Genomic DNA, 21,704 nt, shown 5'->3' on the forward strand with positions numbered 1-21,704 from the left:
CACATGAAAATCGGTATCCTACAAACCGGCCACACCCCCGAAGTGCTACAGGAAGAATTCGGGGATTATAACGAACTTTTCCCCGCGTTGCTGCGTGACAACGGGTTCGAGTTCGTGACCTTCGCCGTCGTGGACGGCACCTTCCCCGATGGTGCGGATGATGCGGATGGATGGATCATTACCGGATCGCGCCACGGGGTTTACGAGGACCTTCCCTGGATCGCCCCGCTGGAAGCGTTGGTGCGCGAGATCTGGGAAAGTGGAAAACCCCTGATCGGCGTTTGCTTTGGCCATCAGATCATTGCTCAGGCACTGGGTGGCAAGGTCGAGAAATTCTCGAAAGGATGGGCCGTAGGTCGTACGGAATACGAATATGACGGCAACAGACTATGGCTGAATGCCTGGCACCAGGATCAGGTTGTCGAATTGCCGAAAGAAGCGCGGGTTCTGGGCCGGAATGCCTTCTGCAAAAACGCGATGCTGGCTTATGGGGATACAATCTGGACAGTTCAGGCCCACCCGGAATTCAACAACGGATTCGTGGCAGGCCTGATGCGGACACGGGGCAAGGGCGTGGTACCCGAAGACCTGATGCGCGAAGCCGCAAATCGCGAGACGGCCCCGGACGACAACGCCAAAATTGCGCGCCACATGGCCGAGTTTCTAAAGAAAGAGAGAGCCTGATGGCTGATTGGACTGATAAACTGCCGGAAGCCGCAAAGGCATATTTCCATGGGCAACGACTGGACGAAGTTGAATGCATCATTTCGGACCTGCCGGGTATTGCGCGCGGCAAGGCGGTGCCTGCATCAAAATTCGCAAAGCAATCCTATTTCCACCTGCCCGACAGCATCTTCTACCAGACCATCACAGGGGGCTGGGGCGAAGCTGCCGGCGATGACGGGTTCATCGAAAAGGATATGATCCTGAAGCCCGATTTCTCGACCACTTCCGCTGCGCCGTGGACGGGGGATTGGACATTGCAGGTGATCCACGACGCCTACGACCGGGATGACAACCCGATCCCCTACAGCCCGCGCAACGTGCTCAAGCGTGTTGTGCAGCTTTATCATGACAAGGGATGGAAGCCGGTTGTTGCACCAGAGATGGAGTTCTTTCTGGTTGCCCCCAATGTGGACCCGGCGCAGGGCATCAAACCCATGATGGGGCGTTCCGGCCGTCCGGCCGCGGCGCGACAGGCCTATTCCATGACGGCCGTGGACGAGTTTGGCCCGGTGATCGACGACATCTATGATTTCGCCGAGCATCAGGGGTTCGAGATCGACGGCATCACCCAGGAAGGCGGCGCCGGGCAGTTGGAAATCAACCTGCGTCACGGCAATCCGGTGAAACTGGCCGATGAAGTCTTCTATTTCAAACGCCTGATCCGCGAGGCCGCGCTGCGCCACAATTGTTTTGCCACCTTCATGGCAAAACCGATCGAGGAAGAGCCGGGCTCGGCCATGCATATCCATCACTCGATCATCGACATGGAAACCGGCCAGAACATTTTCTCTGGTCCTCAAGGGGGTGAGACGGACGCGTTTTACCACTTTATCGCCGGTTTGCAGAACCACCTGCCCTCCGGTCTGGCGGTCATGGCGCCTTATGTGAATTCCTACCGGCGCTATGTGAAGGATCACGCGGCACCGATCAACCTGGAATGGGCCCGTGACAACCGCACCACCGGCATTCGCGTGCCCCTGTCCGGCCCGGAATCGCGGCGCGTCGAGAACCGCATCGCCGGGATGGATTGCAACCCGTATCTGGGCATCGCGTTGTCGCTGGCCTGCGGCTATCTTGGCCTGGTCGAGCAGGAACGCCCACGTCGTCAGTTCTATGGCGACGCTTATGAAGGCGAGGGCGATATCCCGCAGGTCATGGGCGAAGCGCTGGATCTGTTCGACGAAGCCACCGCCCTGCACGAGGTTCTGGGCCCCGAATTCGCCCGCGTTTACGGCATCGTCAAACGGGCCGAGTATGAGGAGTTCCTACAGGTCATCTCTCCGTGGGAACGTGAACATCTGCTGATCAACGTCTGAGACCTTCCGTGAACCTGCTCTATTCCAATGACCGCAAGGGCGAGTACCCTGACAGCTGGTATGCCGCGACGGCACATCCGATGGATCGCTTTCCCGCGTTGTCAGAAGACACCAGGGCGGATGTATGCGTTGTCGGTGGCGGCTATACGGGGCTGTCCGCGGCCCTTCATCTGGCCGAAGCCGGGTTCGACGTCGTGCTGCTTGAAGCGCACCGCGTCGGCTTTGGCGCGTCGGGCCGAAACGGCGGGCAGTTGGGCAGCGCGCAGCGAGTGGACCAGGAAGACCTCGAGCGTCTTGTAGGCGATGCCGACGCCGCCAGGCTTTGGGAACTGGCTGAAGACGCCAAGGATCTGGTCAAATCCCTGATTGCAAAACACCAGATCGCCTGTGACCTGAAACCCGGTGTCGCCGTTCTGGGCCTGAGCAAATCCGAGCAAAAAGAACTGCATGACCACGCCGGCCATCTTTCCGAGCGGTACGGATACGACCAGATCGAGCTGTTGGACGAAAACGCGGGTCATTCGCTGTGCCCGTCACCAGCCTATCAAGGGGGGTATCTGGATATGGGTGCGGCGCATCTGCACCCTCTGAACTTTGCGTTGGGATTGGCGCAAGCCGCGGCCAAAGCGGGCGTTCGCGTCCATGAAAGCACCGAAGTGACCGGGATTGACGAGGGCCAGACGGCTGTGATCCGAACTGCACACGGCAACGTTCGGGCCAAGCACGTCATTCTGGCCTGCAACGGGTATCTGGGCGACCTCAATCGTTCCGTCGCCGCCAGGGTCATGCCCATCAACAATTTCATTGCGGCCACCGAACCCCTTGGAGAGGACACCGCCCAGGTTTTGACCCGGGATGTTGCGGTGGCGGACACGAAATTCGTGGTGAACTATTTTCGCCTCAGCGCCGATGGTCGCCTCTTGTTCGGAGGCGGCGAAAGCTATGGCTATCGCTTTCCATCAGATGTCGCCGCCAAGGTCCGCAAACCCATGACCGAGATTTTCCCGCATTTGCGGGATGTGAAGATCGACTATGCCTGGGGCGGAACGCTGGCCATCACCATGCGGCGGATGCCGTATCTGGCCCGTGTCGCACCTAATATTCTTTCGGCTTCGGGATATTCCGGTCACGGTGTCGGCACTGCGACCCATGCCGGACAACTCATGGCGATGGCGATTCAGGGTCAGGCCGAAGGGTTTGACGCGATGGCACGGGTGCCCGCGCTGTCTTTTCCAGGCGGCCCTGCCCTGCGCAGCCCGCTTCTGGTGCTGGCCATGACATGGTTCGCACTGCGCGACCGGCTTGGGGTCTGATCCACGTAAATTGCGACAGATTGGTGAATTTTCGCCTGCCCGGCGATTGGGGGCTTGGATTGCCTCCTGATTATCTTTATCTTTCCCAAAGATAGAATTCGGGAATTCCAAATATGACGCTGCCCCCCAACGTTCACGACGCCGAACCCATCCCTGCCGCCGCCAAGGACGCGATCGAGGCCCTGATGCAATCAGGTGACCTGTTCCGCTATACCGCACCGCAGGATGCCCCGGTGGCCCTGCTGGAAGCCGAGTTCGCGGAACTGTTGGGCACGAAATACGCCTTGGCGGTATCGTCCTGCTCGGCCGCGCTGTTTCTGTCGCTCAAAGCACTGGGCCTACCCCGCGATGCGCGTGTTCTGATCCCCGGCTTCACCTTCGCGGCCGTGCCGTCGTCGGTCGTCCACGCCGACTGCATTCCGGTTCTGTGCGAAGTGGGTGAAAACTATCGCATCGACATGGCCGATTTCGAGGCCAAGCTGGACAACGTTCAGGCAGTCATCATCAGCCACATGCGCGGGCATACATCCGACATGGATGCGATCATGGCCTTGTGCGACGCACGAAACATTCCGGTGATCGAGGATGCCGCGCATTCGCTAGGCACCACATGGCATGGCCGCAATATCGGTACGATCGGAAAGGTCGGATGTTTCTCGTTCCAATCCTACAAGATGATCAATGCCGGCGAAGGTGGCATCCTGATCACGAATGATGCAGATCTTGTCGCGCGTGCCGTCATCATGTCGGGCGCGTATGAACACAATTGGAAGAAGCACAAAGGTCCGCAGGGCGACAACTCACCCGAACTGGAAGAGGCCTTTGCCCGCTGGCAGAACAAGCTGCCGCTGTACAACCTTCGCCTAAGCAACCTCAGCGCCGCCGTGATCCGCCCTCAACTTCCGGAACTGGCACGCCGTGTCCGCGATGGCCTGGCAAACCACGATTACGTGGCCGGTCGCCTGAACACCTCGTCTCATATCGAGGTCCCCGCCCCGCTGCCCCCCGAGCAGCGTGCGCCGGATTCGATCCAGTTCAATCTTGTCGGAATGCAGGAACATGAGATCCGCGCCTTTGCCGCAGCGTCCGAAGCACGCGGCGTCAAGGTTCAGGTTTTTGGTCTGAGCGAAGACAACGCCCGCGCTTTCTGGAACTGGCAATTCCTTCCGGAAACTTTCGACCTGCCCAAGACGCGCGACATGCTGATGAAGGCCTGCGACGTGCGCCTGCCCGTCCGCCTGACCCGCGAAGAGCTGGACGTGATTGCAGACATCCTGCTGGCATCGGTTGGCGAAGTGACAGGCCCGATGCCGGTTTATGGCACTTAAGACAGCGGCACTTTGAACAAGAAAGGCCCGCACGATGCGGGCCTGATTCTTTGTTCGGAACGGATCAGTTCAGCTTGGACAGTTTTTGCTGCAACTCGGCCAGCTGTTTCTTGATGTCGTCCAGATCCTCTTTCGGTTCGGACTTGTCCTCTTCCTTTTCCGGGCTGGACCATCCGCTGGACAGCCCGCTGGTCATCGCCTTCAGGAAAGCCTGTTGCTGCGCCTGCAACGCGTCAAAACCCGGCATCTGAGACATCGGATTCATCGCGCTCATGTTTTCCATCATCTTGTTTTGGCTTTCGCGCAGCATCTCGAACGAGCTTTGCAGAAACTGGGGCATCACCCCCCCGCCCGGCAGCATGTAACTGCGCACCAGATCATTCAGTACATTCACCGGCAGCACATTTTCACCCCGGCTTTCATGTTCGGCAATGATTTGCAGAAGATACTGGCGAGTCAGGTCATCGCCGGTTTTCAGATCAATGATCTGCACTTCTCGCCCGTCGCGGATGAAGCCCGCGATATCTTCGAGCGTCACGTAATCGCTGGTCTCGGTATTGTATAGTCGACGGCTGGCATAGCGCTTGATAAGCAGCGGTTTTTCTTGGTCCGACACCGGGTTCCCTCCCCAAGGATGATGCGTTGCAGCACAGGTTATGCGAGTGCAGCACAAAAAGAAAGGGCAGGTCAATGGACCTGCCCAACGCGATTGCACCTAATGGGAGGGTTGGGTGCGCTTCGCGGACGTTTCTTACTTTGCAGTTGCAGCTTTCTTGGCTGCGGTGGTGACCTCGTTGGTCGCCTTTTTGACGGCAGCGGTTGCTTCTTCCGCGGCGTCTTTGCCGGCAGCCATCAGCAGCTCGACGGTTTCGGTCTGAACTTTTTTCGCGATTTCAGCGAAAGCGGCCATGTTTTCGGCTGCAACTTCAGCCGACGCGCTTGCGAAGTCGGTTGCGGCTTTTGCGTAGTCAGCAGGCTCTGCCTTGGCTTTCGACATCTCGCTCAGCTTGGCCAGGGTGTCCTTGGTCCATTTGTTCGAGATCTCGGCCGATTTCTCAGCAGCGTCCAGAGCAACGCCCGACAGCTTCTCGTTCAGCGAAGCGGTCGATTTGAATGCGCCTTCCATTGCGGTGGTGTCCACCGGAAATGCACCCATCATGTCTTTCATGATCGCGGTAAAGTCTTGGGTCTTTGCCATTGTCCTAATCCTTTTAGCCGGTCCGGGCCCACCCCGGGTTTCATCAGCTTGAGGACAATATGATTGCTGCACCGCAGCATTGCAAGTTTTTTCTTGCTGCGGCGCAGAATTTTTAAGTTTCAAAATGAAATCAGTCGTTTGGTTTCGCCACAACGTAAGTCCCGGGTGCGGATGCAAGGCTCGGGTGCTTCGAATCACCCGGCTCACGGGCCGGAACCTGCTTGCCAGACCGCTTCTTCAACCACGCGTCCCACATGGGCCACCAGGATCCTTCGTGAAAATCAGCTTCTTTCAGCCAGGTGCTGGCATCCGACTTCATATCCGGGTTGGTGTAGTGGCCATATTTCTTCTTGCTGGGCGGGTTCACGATACCCGCAATATGACCCGATTCTGAAACCACGAAGGTTTTGGACCGCGAGCCCATTTTCTGCACGCCGCGGTAACAGTCTTTCCATGCCGCGATGTGATCGGTTTCGCAGGTTATGGCCATCAGCGGCACATCCACGTCTTCGAGTTTCAACTTGTGCCCCATCAACTCGAAACCGTCGGTCGCGAACTCGTTGCGCTGGCAGAGGCCTCGCAGATATTCCACGGCCATTTTTGCTGGCAGGTTTGCACCATCGCCGTTCCAGTAAAGCAGATCAAAGGCCGGAGGCACTTCCCCCATCATATAGCTGCGAATGGCCGGACCATAAATCAGGTCGCGTGATCGCAGAAACGACATGGTGCGCGCCATGATCCACGACCGCAGAACGCCTTCCTTATTTACTTCCTCTTCGATCCCGTCGATGAAGTCGTTTTGCAGGAATGGCGTAAACTCACCCTGATCAGAAAAATCCGTCAGTGCCGTGAACAGCGTTGCGGATTTCACCGATTTGTCGCCACGCTGTTTCAGCAAGGACAGGGTCAGACTCAGCGTCGTGCCCGCGATGCAATAACCCACAGCGTTGACCTGTTTGACCTTGCAGATCTTCTTGGCCGTTTCGATTGCGGTCAGGAAACCGTCCTGAATATAGTCTTCCATGCCGGTTTCGGCATAGCTTTCATCCGGGTTCACCCAGCTTACGACAAACAGGGTATAGCCCTGTTCGGTGATCCATTTGATCATGCTGTTCTGGGCTTTCAGATCCAGAATATAAAACTTGTTGATCCAGGGCGGGAACAGAACGATGGGCGCCTCATAAACCGTTTCAGTCACCGGCTTGTATTGGATCAGCTCCATCATCCGGTTGCGATATATGACCTCGCCCGGCGTTGTCGCCAGGTTTCCACCAACCTCGAACGCGCTTTCATCCGCCAGCTTGACGACCAACTCGCCATCATTGGCTTCGAGGTCTGAAACAAGGTTCTCCAACCCTTTTATCAGCGACTGACCTTCGGTCTCGACCGCTTTTTGCAGGGCATCCGGGTTAGTCGCCAGAAAATTCGTGGGCGCCATCATGTCGATGATCTGCTGCGAGAAATACTGTAGGCGTCGTTTGTCTTTGGCATCCAGATCATCAACCGACGAGACAGCCTGCGCAATCGCTTCCGCGTTCGTCAGGTATTGCTGCCGGATCAGTCGGAAATAAGGGTTTGTCTCCCAAAGGGGATTGGAAAAACGCTTGTCACCGGGCTTGGTTTCCTCGGTTTCCACCTCTCCGGTCGTCAGCGCTTTCTGCGCTTCGGCAAAGTTGAGAACCGACTTGCCCCAGAATTCTATCTGTTGCTCCAACAACTTGGCGGGATTTTGCCATGCCTCGGCCCAATAGGCTGTTGCTGCTCGTGCAAAAAGCTCTTGATTCGGGCCGTCCAGCGCGGGCGTGTGCGACTTTTTTGACGCCATGATCTCGACCAGGCGCTTCGCGAGCTGCTCGACCCTTTCCATATTTTCTTTAATGCGTTCAATATGTTCTTCGGACACGTCCGGCATTTGGTCTTCACTTGTTGTCATTTTAACAATTCCACCCTAACCTCGCTGCCATGCAGAATAACGTCGTGGGTGCTGGGGGGCAAAGCGGCGAATGGTCCGAACTCTCAGGCTGACACTCAGGAGGCCCCATTTATGCGCTACATGATGACCTACGACCTTATGGAGTCCATGCGTAACACCAACCAATGGCTTGGTGCAACCGCAAGCGCGATGGCGTCCTACCCCCTGTTTTCCATGACACCTAACCCGGCGTTCAGCTGGATGGCCGCATGGGGTGAAGTCACCGAACGGACCTTCCAGCGAATGGTCGTCAAACCTGACTGGGGCATTCGAACCTTCACCTGCGAGGACGGCAAAGACCATCTGGTCGAGATTACGACCGTTCTGGAACGCCCCTTCGGCGATCTGGTTCATTTCCGTGTCAACGGCCGGGAAGAACAACCGCGCAAGGTCCTGCTGGTTGCGCCCATGTCCGGCCATTACGCCACGCTGCTGCGTTCGACTGTCAAAAGCCTGCTGGTCAATTGCGAAGTTTACATCACCGATTGGCATAATGCGCGCGATATTCCTGTGTCTGCCGGCAAGTTCGATGTCGAAGACTACACGCTCTACCTTGTAGATTTCATGAAGGAACTAGGGCCGGACACGCATGTCGTGGCGGTTTGTCAGCCGGCCCCGCTGACATTGGCAGCGACCGCCTATCTGGCCGAAGTCGAACCCAAGGCTCAACCCAGCACTCTGACACTGATTGGCGGGCCGGTGGACCCGGACGCGACCCCGACCGACGTCACCGACTTTGGACGACGTGTTACGATGGGTCAGCTGGAAGAAACCATGATTCAACGGGTCGGATTCAAGTACAAAGGTGTCGGGCGTATGGTCTATCCCGGCCTGCTGCAACTGGCGTCGTTCATGTCGATGAACGCCGATCGCCACTCCAAGGCGTTTTCCGATCAGATTCAGCGTGTTATCCGCAACGAAGCCTCGGACCTGGATGCCCATAACCGTTTCTATGACGAATATCTTGCGGTGATGGACATGACGGCCGAGTTCTATCTGTCAACTGTCGAACGCGTGTTCAAGAACCGCGAGATCGCACGAAACGAATTTGTTGTCGCCGGCCACAAGGTAGATATCGGCAAAATCACCGATGTTGCCGTGAAATCGGTCGAAGGTGCGAATGACGATATCTCGGCGCCCGGACAATGTATTGCTGCACTGGACCTGTGCACCGGTTTGCCAGACAGCAAAAAGGCCAGCCACGTAGAACCCGGCGCGGGCCATTACGGCATTTTCGCGGGCCGCAGCTGGCGCGACAACATTCGGCCGCTTGTGATTGATTTCATGAACGAAAACAGCCGCAAGAAACGTCGCCGCGCTGCGAACACCAACAAGGTCGCCTGATGAACATGGGCGGGCCATTACATGGTGGCCTCGCCTTTTCCTGCTGTTGCGGCCAGTTGAAGGGTCAAATCTCGGACCGGGGCGTTCGGCTTGGAACCCATGTCGAGTGTTTTTGTCATGACTGCCGTGCGGCGCAACTGTATTTCGGGCAGCCCGACCCGGCGCCCGGCCCGGTGGACATTTTCCAGATGGCACCGGATGAAATCGAAATCACCGCCGGGAGCCAATTCCTTTCGGCCATGAAACTCAGCCCAAATGGTATGCTGCGATGGTATGCCAGCTGCTGCAACGCCCCGCTGGCGACAACGCCACAGACCGCACGTTTACCTTTTGCAGGATTTATTGTCGGCAGGATTGCCGGTGATGTTTCCGCATTGGGGCCGGTCACGACCCGTGGGTTTGTCCCTCGGCCCGATGGCAAACAGAAACACGAAAAGGTCAGGTTTGCGGCGTTTGGCCTTTTGCGCCGCACCTTGCAATCGCGCCTGTCAGGACGCTGGAAGAATACGCCGTTTTTCGACCCTGAGACCGGCAAGCCCGCGGTCGTACCGAAAGTCATTTCGAAAGACGAACGGGCGGCGCTTTACCCCTAGACAAACCTTTGCGGGATGTTCAGCCAGGTTTCCAAGGCTTTGTTCACGGCATCGGGCGCTTCAAGCGGCAGAAGATGTCCGGCATTTTCGACGACCTCCAACGCTGCCTCCGGTATCAGGTCTGACATGAAAGAATGCCGTCTGACCGGGGTTAGCGTGTCATGGGCGCCGCACATGATCAAAGTGGGAACCTTGATGCGGCGCAACGTTCCCTGTTGGTCTGGGCGGCGCTGCAAGGCACGCATTTGACGCACGAATATCTCGGCGCCCAGATCATTCGCCATTGCCAAAAGATCATTCAGAATTGGGATTCGCCTGGGCCCCGGCGCCAAAGTATCGGTGCCGACCAGTTGGCGCATGACCTCTTCCAGCCGCCCACCCAGGGCACCAATGATCAGGTCCTCGCGACTGGCCGCGATCTGAGGTGTATCGGCCTGAGCGTCCGTCGACATCAGGCACAGGCGCGACACCCGTTCCGGTGCCCGCCGGATCAACTCCAACGCCACCACACCGCCCATGCTCAGGCCGACCAGGGCAAACCGATGGGGAAGCTGATCCAACAGCCCCGAGGCGATCTCTTCAATGCGCTCGCCTCCGGAAACAGGTGCAACAGTGACAGGCCGTGACCGTGACAACACCTCGATCTGAGGTCGAAACAGCCGGGCATCACACATCAATCCAGGCAACAACACCAGCGGCTCGATCACGCGGGGGTCTCCATCTGCTCGGTTTTCCGAGTCCTTCCAGTTGTTGTCAGGATGAAAGTTTTGCCGCAACCGGGCAAGGAAAACTTCACGGGTAGGCGATGGCCCGAAATGCCGGGAAATCGGCGTAACGGGATTGCCGGGCCGCAAGGTCTTCACCGGGCTCAGCGCCGGGCCTCAACAGACACCCACGCGGAGCAATATAGCTGTCGATCCGGCGTTGCGGCCTGGGCCGCCACACAAGGTTGAACGCACAGAGCTTGGGAAAGAACCAGATTTCGGAATACTCCAGATAATCGTGCATCCACCACGCCAGATCCCGCCAGTCCCTGCCCTGCGCATATTGATCCGCGAACCACGGGATGACGAGGGATGCCCCGGCGATCCGCGCATCCCCTTCCCCGCGATCCCAGATGTGGCATTCCAGCGGGTGATCGTTTCGGGCGCAGTTCAGCTTGTTTTCATTGCCAAACCGGTTCAAGGACGATGAACGATAACCCGACCTGACCGCGACCCGGCCAAATGTCTCCTCCAAAGGGTCAAGAAGAGTTTCGCAAAAGGCGCGGCCTGTTTCGATCGCCAGATCCGGGTTGTCCGGAATATTCTGCTTTTGGTGGAAGTTGCCGATTTCCGAATACAGAAAATCGCGCATGAAGAAGTGCCGGGACAAGCGGACACGACCCAAGGTCTCAAGGCTCCACATACTGCCCGGCTTACGCATCTTGCATCCTTTTTTCCGATCAGGGTTTATTCCACCCCCAAGCCCTTGAGCCACTCCAGAATACCAGCAACGGTGGCATCGGTTTGACCCGGCGACATCAACCGCCCCGCGACAACATGTGAAGACGGATCGTCACCCGGCCCCATCGTCACCAGCTCGACCGTTGCCGGAGCGCCCCAGGCCTCGGCCACTTTGTGCGTCCGGTCCGGCCGCACAACCTGATCATCATCCGAAAACCAGAACAAGGCGGGTATTAGGGCGTCAGAGAAATCCAGCGCATAGACCGTATCCACCAGCACGGACATCGGCACGACGGCTTCCCACGGGTAGACCGACGTCCAGTACCTGTTCTTCTCGGGGTCCGGCCCTGACACATCGCGTTCTTGCCCCATGAGAAACGGTAACCAACTTCTGGCCCAAGGCAACGAAGGCACCCACGCCGCGACGGTATTCACACCAAAGTTCGGCGAGACAAAAACCATGCCGACCACATCCTGGCTGAGGTCGGGATCCAACGCAGCGGCCGCCGCCAGCGTTCCTCCGGTCGAGGTGGAAATGACGATCACCATTTCCCCGACCGCACGCGCCGCTGCCAGCCCTTCGGCGGTGTCCTGCATCCAGCCCGAGGCCGTACCCTCGGCCAACGCCGGCCCATCCCGACCGTGACCCTGCAACCGCGTGTAGACCAGATTGGCGCCCAAAGCGTCAGCCACCAGATCAGGAACAGGGCGGATTTCCTCGGAACTTGCTGAAAAACCGTGGATGTACAGAACAGAATACGGCGTGCGCTGTTCCTTGAACCCGTCCTGCCAGATCACGCGCTTTTCGACACCCGGAACGATGTCATCATAGGCAGACTCGGTGCTTTCAAAAAAAACCTGAACACCTTCACCAAATTTCCGAGGATCAAAGGTCGGGTGCAGGTTCACTTCCTCGCGCGGGCCGAACCAGTAGACCAGGCCGCCAAGAACAACCAGCGCCAGAAGAGCGCGCCCCAGAAACCAACCAAAGCGCCGCATCAGGCTTCTCCCAACACATCAAGAACCGCGGTCTCGATCAAACCCAGGCACATCTCGTCCGAGAAGCGATGATCAGCCCCCTTGACCAACAACAGCCGCATGTCAGGACCCGCAGCATGTTCCAGCAGCCGCACGGCTGTTTCGGTCGAAACCGCCGTGTCTATGGTACCTTGCAGGAAACGAACCGGGAACGGCAGATCCAGAGCGTCCCGCAGAACCAAATTCTGGCGTCCGTCTTCGATCATGCGCTTGGTGATGATATAGGGTTCCATATAGTCGGACGGCAGCTCGACATGGCCGACAGAGTCCAGCGCAGCTTTTTGTTCGTCGCTGAACGAAGCCCAGTACCCGTCCTCGGTGAAATCCGGCGCGGCGGCGATTGTGACCATGCCCGCAATTCGCTCGGGCATGACCTTGGCCAGCAGCAATGCCTGCCATCCTCCCATTGATGAGCCAACCACGATCAAAGGTCCGTCCGTCAATGCCTTTACCGCAGCCAATGTGTCCTGATGCCAGTCACCGATACAGCCCTCGGTGAACGCGCCCGAGCTTTCGCCGTGGCCGGAATAATCGAACCGCAAGAACGATTGCCCCCGCGCCTGTGCCCAGGCTTCCAGATGCACCGCCTTGGTGCCTTCCATGTCCGATTTGAGCCCGCCCAGAAAAACGATGGTCGGTCCTGCCCCTTCGGTCTTGTGATAAGCCAGTCGCCGCCCCTGCGGCGTCTCCAGAAAATCCGTCGCTGCCATGAAACCCTCTTTCCTTTTCCTGCATCATGCACGCCCCACCCCCGAGTGCAATTCCGCCCACTTCATCTTTTTCCAATTACTCCGGGGAGCGCGAGGGGCTGGCCCCTCGCCCCACTCTTGACACAGGCCCATCCACCTGCCACATGGGCCGAACACACATAACCCGCAACCGGGCGTTCAGTGGGCGCCAAACCGACGAGGAGAGCCGATATGGCCCTGGATTCTCAATCCGTCTCTCTCACCTTTCCCGATGGCAATGCACGCACCTTCGCCGCAGGCGTCACGCCCGCGCAGGTGGCTGCCGACATCTCAACCTCGCTGGCCAAAAAGGCCATCTCGGCCACCGTTGACGGCCAGCACTGGGACCTGCAATGGCCCATCGAATCCGACGCACAGATCGCCATCCACACTATGAAGGATGAGGCCCAGGCCAATGAGCTGATCCGCCACGATCTGGCCCATATCATGGCGCGCGCGGTTCAGGAGATCTGGCCCGCCACCAAGGTCACCATCGGCCCCGTCATCGAAAACGGCTGGTATTATGACTTCGACCGCGAAGAGCCGTTCACGCCCGAAGATCTCGGCCTCATCGAGAAAAAGATGAAAGAGATCATAAACAAGCGTGATCCCGTCACCACCGAGGTCTGGGACCGCGAGCGCGCGATCGAGTTCTACAAGGCCAATAACGAGCCCTACAAGGTCGAGCTGATCGAGGCTATTCCCGGCGACGAGCCGCTGCGCATGTACTGGCACGGCCATTGGCAGGATCTTTGCCGAGGTCCGCACCTGCAACATACCGGGCAGGTTCCGGGGGATGCGTTCAAGCTGATGTCCATCGCGGGTGCCTATTGGCGCGGCGACAGCGATCGCGCGATGTTGCAGCGCATCTACGGCGTGGCCTTTACCGGCAAGGAAAAGTTGAAAGCCTACCTGCATATGCTGGAAGAAGCCGCCAAACGCGACCACCGCAAGCTGGGCCGCGAGATGGACCTGTTCCACATGCAGGAGGAAGCGCCCGGTCAGATCTTCTGGCATCCCAACGGCTGGACCATCTACACCCTGCTGCAGGACTACATGCGCCGACAGCAGCGCAAGGGCGGTTATGTCGAGGTGAACACGCCGCAGGTCGTTGACCGCAAGCTGTGGGAACGGTCCGGCCACTGGGACAAGTATCAGGAGAATATGTTCATCGTCGAAGTGGACGAAGAACATGCCCGCGAGAAAGCCGTTAACGCGCTCAAGCCGATGAACTGCCCCTGCCATGTTGAAATCTTCAAACAGGGCCTGAAATCCTATCGCGATCTGCCGTTGCGTATGGCCGAATTCGGGTCGTGCAACCGGTACGAACCCTCGGGCGCATTGCACGGCATCATGCGCGTGCGCGGTTTTACGCAAGACGACGCCCACATCTTTTCGACCGAGGAACAGATCGAGGCCGAAACCGCCGAGTTCATCCGTTTCCTCAGCGTGATCTACAAGGATCTGGGATTCGAAAAGTTTGCGGTGAAATTCTCGGACCGTCCTGAAACGCGGGCTGGTTCAGATGAGGTCTGGGACAAGGCAGAATCCGCCCTGCTCTCTGCAACCCGAGCAGCCGGGATCGAACCCGAACTGAACCCGGGTGAAGGCGCCTTCTACGGTCCAAAGCTGGAGTTCGTCCTGACAGATGCCATCGGTCGCGACTGGCAGTGCGGCACCTTCCAGGTGGACTTCGTTCTGCCTGAACGCCTGGACGCCACCTATATTGGCGCCGACGGCGGCAAACACCGCCCCGTCATGCTGCACCGCGCGACGCTGGGATCCTTCGAACGGTTCATCGGTATCCTGATCGAAGAACACGCGGGCAAACTGCCGTTCTGGCTGGCCCCGCGTCAGGTCGTCGTGGCCTCGATCACCTCCGAAGCGGATGAGTATGTTCTGGAAGTGGTTGAAACGCTCAAAGCTGCGGGTGTCCGCGCCGAGGCGGATATCCGCAACGAGAAGATCAACTACAAGGTCCGCGAGCATTCGGTCGGCAAGGTGCCGGTCATTCTGGCCGTCGGCCACCGCGAGGTTGAAGAGCGCACCGTCAGCGTCCGACGTCTGGGTGAAAAACAGACGCAGGTTCAACCGCTTGACGTTGTAACAAACGAGCTGTCGCAGGCAGCCACCCCACCGGATTTGCTGTAACAATCGGCAGCATATTGCTGGGAATCTGGCCCCCGAATTGGGGCCAGATTGAAACAATTCACTCTTTCTTCATCAAAAACAATGCTTTACGCTGCAAGAGGGCACGCCGCCCTTTGACGTGCTTGTGAGACACGGGCTCGTGAATTCAACTCTGTCTACCAAGCTACTACCTTTGTCATTGTCACAAGCAGACATACCCAGTCATCAAGAGGATTACCGAGATGTCGAACACAGCCAAGTCCCTGGTTATCGCAACCGCAGTCGCAGCCGCCGTATCGGGCGCCGCAACCACTGCATCCGCTCAGGCAAAGGAAAAATGCTATGGCGTATCGCTGGCCGGTCAGAACGACTGCGCCGCGGGCCCCGGCACCACCTGCGCGGGCACCTCGACCGTTGATTATCAGGGCAATGCATGGACCCTGGTTGACGCAGGCACCTGCGCGGATATCGAACTGCCCGCGCAGGCAGACGGCAGCCCGCGCAAAGGCTCACTGGAAGCCCTGGATCGCGATCTGCCCGCATAAGAACGGCCTGACGAATTCAGGGGCGGGCACCATCGCCCGCCCCTTCCCTTTCGTGATCAAGGAACTGACCCATGCTGGATGATGCCCACCGGTCGAACCGTCTGCCCGCAGCGCCGGGCGTTGGTTACAAGCCGCAACACTTCGCTCAGATACTTGAACACGCACAGCCCGTCGCATGGTTGGAAATCCATGCCGAGAACTACATGGGCGACGGCGGGCGGCCTCTGGCGCAGCTGCGCCACCTTTCCGAACAATTCCCGATCTCGGTCCATGGCGTTGGCCTGTCCATCGGCGGCGAAGGCGCGCTGGACCCTGATCACCTGGCCCGGCTGAAACATCTGGTGGGCTGGCTGAATCCCGCCAGCTTTTCCGAACACCTGGCGTGGTCCACGCATGATACCCATTTCTACAACGACCTGCTGCCCTTACCCTATACCGACGCAACACTGGCGCGCGTTTGCGATCATATCGATCAGGTTCAGGACACCGTCGGACGGCAGATGCTGTTGGAAAACCCCTCAAGCTATTTGGCTTTTGACGAAAGCACCTGGTCCGAGCCGGACTTTCTGCGCGAAATTGCACGTCGCACCGGATGTGGCTTGTTGCTGGATGTCAATAACGTCTTTGTCTCTGCCACCAATCTGGATTTCTCTCCCCAGGGTTACATCGACGCCTATCCACTTGAAAAAGTTGGAGAAATTCACCTTGGGGGCCATGACGAGGATGAAGACGATCACGGCCACCCGCTGCTGATCGACAGCCACGGGCGTGAAGTCGTCGATCCGGTCTGGGCGCTGTTGGATTACGTGCTGGAACGTACGGGGCCGAAACCCGTCCTGATCGAGTGGGATACCGACGTACCGGACTGGTCCATTTTGCGGGAAGAAGCCGATCGCGCGCAGACCGCCCTGGAACGGATCCCGGCATGAGCGTTTCGCAATCCGAATTTCGCGCGGCCATGATGGATGCGTCAGCCCCTGTCCCCGAAGGTTTGCTGGACGCTCAGGCGCAGCCAGCCGGTCGTCGGTTCAGCGTCTATCGCAACAATGTCGCCGTGTCCTTGACCGAAGCGATGCATCAGGCGTTCCCAGTCATCACCAAGTTGCTGGGGCCACAGAACATGGACGGGCTGGCCGGGATATTTCTGCGCCAGCACCCACCATCATCACCGCTGATGATGTTCTACGGTGAAGCCTTTCCCGAATTTCTGGCCGAAATGCAGCAGCTTTCCCATCTTGGTTACCTGCCGGATGTGGCGCGGCTGGAACTTGCGTTGCGCAAGTCGTACCACGCCGCCGACAGCCAACCCGCCCCGGCAGACGCGCTGGCCGTAGACCCCGAACAGGTCATGCGAGCCCGGCTGCGTTTTGCCCCGGCCATGCGGGTGGTACGCTCGGACTGGCCCATTCACGCGATCTGGCGTTTCAACACCGAAACCAACGCGCCGAAACCAGATGCGCGAGCTGAGGATGTTTTGATCACACGCCCGGAATTCGACCCGGTTGCCCAGTTGCTGCCAGCCGGCGGCGCCGATTGGATCGCTAATATGCAAGGCGGCGACATGATCGGCGAAGCGTTTGAAAAAACCGCTGCGGCGCAACCGGAATTTGACCTTGGAACCACTCTGGCACTGCTTTTGCAGGGCGGTGCAATAACTTCTGTGACTATCGAAAGGCTGGAGACATGACTGCCCTGATCTCACTTCACAACAACGTTCTGGGAAAAGTGGACCTGGCGTCCAACTGGCTTACACCCACGCTGGCGCGACTGGTCTTTGTCGCGGTTCTTCTGGTCTATTACTGGAACTCGGCGATGCTGAAGATCGACGGCTCGATCTTTTCACCTTCGGCCGGTGCCTTCGGTCAGATTTTTCCCAAAGCCGCCGAAGCCGTCCTTTACGACGTTTCCCAAATGACGCTCTTTCAACGGGTGGTCATTTTCTTTGGCACGGTTGCAGAATTCGTCCTTCCCGCGCTGCTGCTGGTCGGTCTGTTCACCCGCCTGGCGGCCTTGGGTATGATCGGTTTCATCTGGGTGCAGACCCTGGTCGATGTCACCGGCCATGGCGTGAAACTGGGCAGCCTGTTCGACGCGGCGCCATCCATTATGGATCAGCGCACGATGTGGACGTTCCTGATGCTGGTGATCGTAATCAACGGTGCGGGCCCCATCTCACTTGATCGGATCCTGCGCCTGAAGTGACCTAGAAATGCGCTTTGGGCTGGTCCGGTTTACCTGCTGCCAGCCCAAGCACCCCGGCAACCCCGGCAAACGCGATCGGGAACATGGTGAACACACCGAATCCAAATGCATAATACATCGCCCCTGCCGAAATCAGCAGCAGGATCCCCGCAACAAGAGCGCGCGCGGGCGCCATCGCGCCCCCGGCAATGGCCAACAAAGGCGCAATGATCGACACTGCCTGAATCAGGTCAGGGTTGTCTACCTGCCTCAGAACGCCGTCTATCTCGCCGACGTGATCGATCACGACCACCTTCGCATACCCGAAAAAACCGACGATCATCCCGATCAGCCCGGCAATCACGCCCAAGATCATGGCGGCATTACGCATTGAACGTCCTCACTGTTGCTTGCAGGCACATAAGCATTTCTCAAGAAATACCAAGCTGCGTGCGAGTTTCCGCGGTCCAGCCAAGAAACAGCTCTCCGTCTTTCTCGATCAACGGGCGCTTCATCAGGGTGGGATGCTGTTTCAAAAGTTCCAAAGGCGCTTTCGCGCGCTGGTTGTCATCCAATCCGCGCCATGTCGTTGACCTGGTGTTGAGCAAAGCCTCGCCGAAGCCAGCAAGAGCCTGCGACAGCACAGCATCCGGCACGCCATCACTGCGGACATCCACAAACTCTGCGTCTGGTAACGTTTTCAATGCTTTGCGACAGGTGTCACAGGTTTTCAATCCATAAAGGCGCATGTTTTTACTGCTCCTGCATTTGATTGCATTTTAGGCAAACTTGCCAGTTTCCGGCGGTTATTCTTGATTTTTTACTTCACCGTGCAATGTTGAAAAAGGCGAAACACACGAAACGGACTGTTCAGAAAGTGCCAAACAGTCTTTTTTGTGGCGACGCTGAACACAGCCCCCACCAATTTGTGGGACAATGCGCAAGTAGAAGGAGACACGGGACATGCCAACCGGCACCGTGAAATGGTTCAATACCACTAAAGGTTATGGTTTTATTGCCCCTGATGAAGGGGGCAAAGATGTGTTTGTACATATCTCGGCCGTAGAACGGTCCGGCCTCACCGGACTCGCAGACAATCAGAAAGTCTCGTACGAGTTGCAGGACGGGCGCGACGGCCGACAAATGGCTGCGGAATTGAAGCCGTTGTAACGACATCCCCGCTGATTGCGGGATGAATCCATTAAGGTTGGCGGCCAATTTCCGGCCGTCAACCACCCCCTACCGGGCCTGTTCCATTACCCGCGCGCGGATTTTTCATTTGCGCGGCGTCAATGGTGTATATCCGTTGCAGTGGTGTCGGATACCCCGGTTTCCCGCAACCAGATCCCAGCCCCGCCCGCAAACCGGATTTCCCAGGCTTTCATTAAGCGCTCGGGGCGACGCTGGCACGTTGCGACGCCCTTCGTTCCGGTTTCAGGTCATCGTGCATGCGTCGCAAAAGCCCACACTCTGCTTAGGCGATGGATCGCTTGGCATGACAATCCGAAAAAAATAGGCGCGCGGTAATTCGAATTCTATTTGCGAATGATCTCTTCGAACTCGCGCCACTCCCGAGCCGTCATGCCCGAGCTTTCCTGCGTGACGTCCTCACCCGCCAGCATGCGGCGCAGGCTTTCAACCATCTGAGCCGACAGGTTGACGGCCCCAAGACGGTAGTCCTCGAAGGCTTTATAGGCAAAGGGCACCCAGTCGGCGACGATCTTGCACATCGTATCAGCGTAGACGCGGATCTCATATTGAGCATGAGGGTCAGCGCGCAGCCGCAGAAAATGGAACAGGTTGTGCAGGTCGACCTTCCAATACCACTGCGTATAGATGTTTGCGGGCAGGTTCATCCGGGCCAATTCTCGTGCCAGCCCCTGTTGCCCGTCCTGGCTGATCATCGACTCGTAATTGTCATAGCACCGGGCGCTGTCGGCCTTAAGGATGTCCAGAACACGCGCGGCCTCTTCACCTTCCAGAGCAGAACCACGGCCCTGATTGTTCACCTCTGATTGGGCGGCCACATGTTCGGGTGCGGGAATATAGAATTCACGATCCAGAATTGAATATCGCGCCGAGTATTCATTCACATTGGCCGTACGGTGCCGAATCCACTGCCGCGCCACGAAGACCGGCAGCTTTACATGCAGTTTGACCTCGCACATTTCGAAAGGGGTCGAATGCCAGTGCCGCATCAGGTACCGGATCAGACCTTCGTCATTCTGAACCGATTTGGTTCCTTTGCCGTAGGACACACGCGCGGCCTGACAGATGGCCGCATCATCGCCCATGTAATCAATCACGCGGACAAAGCCGTGATCCAGAACCTGATGCGCGGTGTACAGGTGATCTTCCATTCCCGCTGAAACGACGCGACGAGTGGGATGCGATTGCGCACGTTGCGCTTCGATCTCGGCCTGTTGGTCAGCGGACAGCGGCATCAGGTTTTCCTTTCTGGCAATGAGTCGCCCCCTACTATATCTCGCCAGCCGCAACATCGAAACCGCGATATATGCCGCAACCCACGCAAATTTCAATTCGCCAGACCCGGCGGTCTCGACACATTAGGTCGGCGCGCTAAGCTCAATGCAAACTGAGTCGAAAAGGATGGCCAAAATGGCGCTGACATATCTTCACACCATGGTCCGCGTGAAGGATCTGGAAAAATCCATGGCGTTTTACAAGCTTCTGGGACTGAAAGAAACACGCCGCTATGACAGCGACGCCGGGCGGTTTTCACTGATTTTCATGGCCCCTCCGGGGCAGGAGGATGCGCCGATCGAGCTGACCTACAACTGGGACGGTGATGACGGCCTTCCCAGCGACAGCCGCCATTTCGGTCACCTCGCATATGGCGTCGACAACATCTACGAGGTTTGCCAGCACCTTCAGGATAATGGTGTCACGATCAATCGCCCTCCGCGTGATGGTCGCATGGCATTTGTACGCTCACCCGACAATATCTCGATCGAGCTTTTGCAAAACGGCGATGCTCTGGAGCCGAAGGAACCCTGGGCCAGCATGGAAAGCGTTGGCCACTGGTGATCCGGTGGGTCATAACGCTTGGGCTGGCCGCGCTGGCCAGCCCGATCAAGGCCGAAACGTGTCGTTTGGCCCTTGCATTGGCCATGGACATTTCAGTGTCGGTCGATGAGGCCGAGGACGTGCTGCAACGGCAGGGTTTGGCGGCTGCGCTGATCGCACCCGAAGTGCAGGAGGCTTTTTTCTCCTCTCCTATGCCGGTTGCTCTGGCTGTTTACGAATGGAGCGGTCGTTCCACCCAGCACGTCATTTTGAATTGGTTGCTGATAGAAGATGTTGCCGACCTGCTTTTCGCGTCCGGTCAGATAAGTGCCTCTGTGAGATCAGATACCGGATCAGCGACCGCCATGGGCTATGCCCTGGCTTACGGGTCAACCTTGATGAACCAGGCACCCGACTGCTTGTTTCAAACCATTGACCTGTCCGGAGATGGTTCCAACAATGATGGCTATGGACCGCAGATAGCCTATCGGCACTTCGCTTTTCAGAATGTGGTGGTCAATGGCCTCGTAATCAACGCGGCGGATTTTGAAGGCGAACTTTTTCTGATCCCGTTTTTTGAAAACAACGTCCTGCATGGTCCCGGTGCCTTTTTGGAGGTCGCTCAGGGGTTCGAAGATTTCGAACGGGCCATGCGGAAAAAGCTGAAACGGGAATTGAGCGGTTTGCAGATTGGTGCGCTTGATGAAGACCCGCAATAAATCCGCGCCTGAGTGCTGCTTTTGCGGGCCTGCTCTCTGGACCCGCATTTGAACAAGGCCGCCAGGCCTGTGCATCAGTGCAGGACGGATTTGGTTCTGCG

At 57.8% G+C, this 21,704-nt stretch carries 24 protein-coding genes; 14 read left to right on the forward strand and 10 right to left on the reverse strand.

Going from position 1 to position 21,704, the window contains the following annotated elements; translation table 11 throughout:
• Positions 1-3 precede the first annotated feature (3 nt).
• From ACR0I0_RS05720 to ACR0I0_RS05735, 4 genes are all read left to right on the forward strand, one after another.
• Positions 4-684, forward strand: coding sequence for a type 1 glutamine amidotransferase (locus ACR0I0_RS05720; protein WP_171723001.1), 681 nt, complete (start codon positions 4-6; stop codon positions 682-684).
• Positions 684-2,042, forward strand: coding sequence for a glutamine synthetase family protein (locus tag ACR0I0_RS05725; RefSeq protein WP_171631301.1), 1,359 nt, complete (start codon positions 684-686; stop codon positions 2,040-2,042). Before ACR0I0_RS05720 ends, ACR0I0_RS05725 begins: the two co-directional genes overlap by 1 nt.
• 8 nt (positions 2,043-2,050) lie before the next feature.
• Entirely contained in the window at positions 2,051-3,355 is a 1,305-nt protein-coding gene (locus ACR0I0_RS05730) for an NAD(P)/FAD-dependent oxidoreductase (RefSeq protein WP_480490523.1), read from the forward strand.
• Positions 3,356-3,468: 113 nt separating this feature from the next.
• A complete protein-coding gene (locus tag ACR0I0_RS05735; protein WP_171722999.1) occupies positions 3,469-4,683 on the forward strand; it encodes a DegT/DnrJ/EryC1/StrS family aminotransferase in 1,215 nt (404 codons plus the stop codon).
• A 64-nt stretch (positions 4,684-4,747) separates the two neighbouring features.
• Here the strand turns inward: ACR0I0_RS05735 and phaR are convergent, their stop codons facing one another.
• The 3 genes from phaR to ACR0I0_RS05750 all read right to left on the reverse strand — a co-directional run bounded on the left by phaR (position 4,748) and on the right by ACR0I0_RS05750 (position 7,814).
• Positions 4,748-5,299, reverse strand: a complete 552-nt coding sequence (phaR, locus tag ACR0I0_RS05740; RefSeq protein ID WP_171631294.1) for a polyhydroxyalkanoate synthesis repressor PhaR — start codon at positions 5,297-5,299, stop codon at positions 4,748-4,750.
• Between the two features lie 135 nt (positions 5,300-5,434).
• Positions 5,435-5,881, reverse strand: a complete 447-nt coding sequence (locus ACR0I0_RS05745; protein ID WP_480490525.1) for a phasin family protein — start codon at positions 5,879-5,881, stop codon at positions 5,435-5,437.
• 130 nt (positions 5,882-6,011) lie between these two features.
• Positions 6,012-7,814 carry a PHA/PHB synthase family protein gene (locus ACR0I0_RS05750; protein WP_480490526.1) on the reverse strand — a complete coding sequence of 601 codons (1,803 nt, stop codon included), beginning with the start codon at positions 7,812-7,814 and terminating at the stop codon, positions 6,012-6,014.
• Between the two features lie 111 nt (positions 7,815-7,925).
• Here ACR0I0_RS05750 and phaZ point away from each other — a divergent pair, with 111 nt between their 5' ends.
• Both phaZ and ACR0I0_RS05760 read left to right on the forward strand, forming a co-directional pair.
• Positions 7,926-9,197: a polyhydroxyalkanoate depolymerase gene (gene phaZ / locus ACR0I0_RS05755; protein ID WP_171631288.1), complete on the forward strand. Its 1,272-nt coding sequence runs from the start codon at positions 7,926-7,928 to the stop codon at positions 9,195-9,197.
• Between the two features lie 5 nt (positions 9,198-9,202).
• On the forward strand, positions 9,203-9,790 hold the full coding sequence (locus ACR0I0_RS05760; protein WP_480490528.1) for a DUF6151 family protein: 588 nt from the start codon (positions 9,203-9,205) through the stop codon (positions 9,788-9,790).
• Here the strand turns inward: ACR0I0_RS05760 and ACR0I0_RS05765 are convergent.
• From ACR0I0_RS05765 to ACR0I0_RS05780, 4 genes are all read right to left on the reverse strand, one after another.
• Positions 9,787-10,497 carry an alpha/beta fold hydrolase gene (locus ACR0I0_RS05765; protein WP_480490529.1) on the reverse strand — a complete coding sequence of 237 codons (711 nt, stop codon included), beginning with the start codon at positions 10,495-10,497 and terminating at the stop codon, positions 9,787-9,789. The two genes, ACR0I0_RS05760 and ACR0I0_RS05765, sit on opposite strands and share 4 nt — an antisense overlap.
• 85 nt (positions 10,498-10,582) lie before the next feature.
• On the reverse strand, positions 10,583-11,197 hold the full coding sequence (locus ACR0I0_RS05770; RefSeq protein WP_480490765.1) for a hypothetical protein: 615 nt from the start codon (positions 11,195-11,197) through the stop codon (positions 10,583-10,585).
• Positions 11,198-11,241: 44 nt separating this feature from the next.
• Complete coding sequence (locus ACR0I0_RS05775; RefSeq protein WP_480490531.1) at positions 11,242-12,234, reverse strand: alpha/beta hydrolase; 993 nt, start codon at positions 12,232-12,234, stop codon at positions 11,242-11,244.
• Entirely contained in the window at positions 12,234-12,983 is a 750-nt protein-coding gene (locus ACR0I0_RS05780) for an alpha/beta fold hydrolase (RefSeq protein ID WP_480490533.1), read from the reverse strand. Before ACR0I0_RS05780 ends, ACR0I0_RS05775 begins: the two co-directional genes overlap by 1 nt.
• Positions 12,984-13,193: 210 nt before the next feature.
• On the opposite strand from ACR0I0_RS05780, the gene thrS reads away from it, so the two are divergent.
• The 5 genes from thrS (at position 13,194) to ACR0I0_RS05805 (ending at position 17,878) form a co-directional block, all read left to right on the forward strand.
• Positions 13,194-15,152, forward strand: a complete 1,959-nt coding sequence (gene thrS / locus ACR0I0_RS05785; RefSeq protein WP_171631277.1) for a threonine--tRNA ligase — start codon at positions 13,194-13,196, stop codon at positions 15,150-15,152.
• Positions 15,153-15,373: 221 nt separating this feature from the next.
• Positions 15,374-15,676, forward strand: a complete 303-nt coding sequence (locus ACR0I0_RS05790) for a BufA1 family periplasmic bufferin-type metallophore (protein ID WP_171631275.1) — start codon at positions 15,374-15,376, stop codon at positions 15,674-15,676.
• A 71-nt stretch (positions 15,677-15,747) separates the two neighbouring features.
• Positions 15,748-16,605 (forward strand): MNIO family bufferin maturase, encoded by an 858-nt coding sequence (gene bufB / locus ACR0I0_RS05795; RefSeq protein ID WP_480490534.1) that lies wholly within the window; start codon positions 15,748-15,750, stop codon positions 16,603-16,605.
• Positions 16,602-17,363 (forward strand): HvfC/BufC family peptide modification chaperone, encoded by a 762-nt coding sequence (locus ACR0I0_RS05800; RefSeq protein WP_480490536.1) that lies wholly within the window; start codon positions 16,602-16,604, stop codon positions 17,361-17,363. Before bufB ends, ACR0I0_RS05800 begins: the two co-directional genes overlap by 4 nt.
• Positions 17,360-17,878, forward strand: a complete 519-nt coding sequence (locus ACR0I0_RS05805) for a DoxX family protein (RefSeq protein WP_171631268.1) — start codon at positions 17,360-17,362, stop codon at positions 17,876-17,878. Before ACR0I0_RS05800 ends, ACR0I0_RS05805 begins: the two co-directional genes overlap by 4 nt.
• 1 nt (position 17,879) lies before the next feature.
• Here ACR0I0_RS05805 and ACR0I0_RS05810 read toward each other — a convergent pair whose 3' ends face one another.
• Together ACR0I0_RS05810 and ACR0I0_RS05815 are read right to left on the reverse strand one after the other, a co-directional pair.
• On the reverse strand, positions 17,880-18,248 hold the full coding sequence (locus ACR0I0_RS05810) for a hypothetical protein (protein WP_171631266.1): 369 nt from the start codon (positions 18,246-18,248) through the stop codon (positions 17,880-17,882).
• A gap of 40 nt (positions 18,249-18,288) precedes the next feature.
• The gene (locus tag ACR0I0_RS05815; protein ID WP_171631264.1) at positions 18,289-18,606 is read right to left on the reverse strand and encodes an ArsC/Spx/MgsR family protein; all 318 of its coding nucleotides are present in this window, start codon (positions 18,604-18,606) and stop codon (positions 18,289-18,291) included.
• A gap of 214 nt (positions 18,607-18,820) precedes the next feature.
• Between ACR0I0_RS05815 and ACR0I0_RS05820 the strand changes: the two genes are divergently transcribed.
• Positions 18,821-19,027 carry a cold-shock protein gene (locus ACR0I0_RS05820; RefSeq protein WP_152458488.1) on the forward strand — a complete coding sequence of 69 codons (207 nt, stop codon included), beginning with the start codon at positions 18,821-18,823 and terminating at the stop codon, positions 19,025-19,027.
• A gap of 365 nt (positions 19,028-19,392) precedes the next feature.
• Here the strand turns inward: ACR0I0_RS05820 and thyX are convergent, their stop codons facing one another.
• Positions 19,393-20,301, reverse strand: a complete 909-nt coding sequence (thyX, locus tag ACR0I0_RS05825) for an FAD-dependent thymidylate synthase (protein ID WP_152458489.1) — start codon at positions 20,299-20,301, stop codon at positions 19,393-19,395.
• 175 nt (positions 20,302-20,476) lie between these two features.
• On the opposite strand from thyX, the gene ACR0I0_RS05830 reads away from it, so the two are divergent.
• Together ACR0I0_RS05830 and ACR0I0_RS05835 are read left to right on the forward strand one after the other, a co-directional pair.
• The gene (locus tag ACR0I0_RS05830; RefSeq protein ID WP_171631261.1) at positions 20,477-20,905 is read left to right on the forward strand and encodes a VOC family protein; all 429 of its coding nucleotides are present in this window, start codon (positions 20,477-20,479) and stop codon (positions 20,903-20,905) included.
• A complete protein-coding gene (locus ACR0I0_RS05835) occupies positions 20,902-21,603 on the forward strand; it encodes a DUF1194 domain-containing protein (RefSeq protein ID WP_480490539.1) in 702 nt (233 codons plus the stop codon). The genes ACR0I0_RS05830 and ACR0I0_RS05835 overlap by 4 nt, the downstream gene beginning before the upstream one ends.
• The last annotated feature ends 101 nt before the right edge of the window (positions 21,604-21,704 follow it).

This window comes from Ruegeria sp. AG6 (assembly GCF_056541565.1).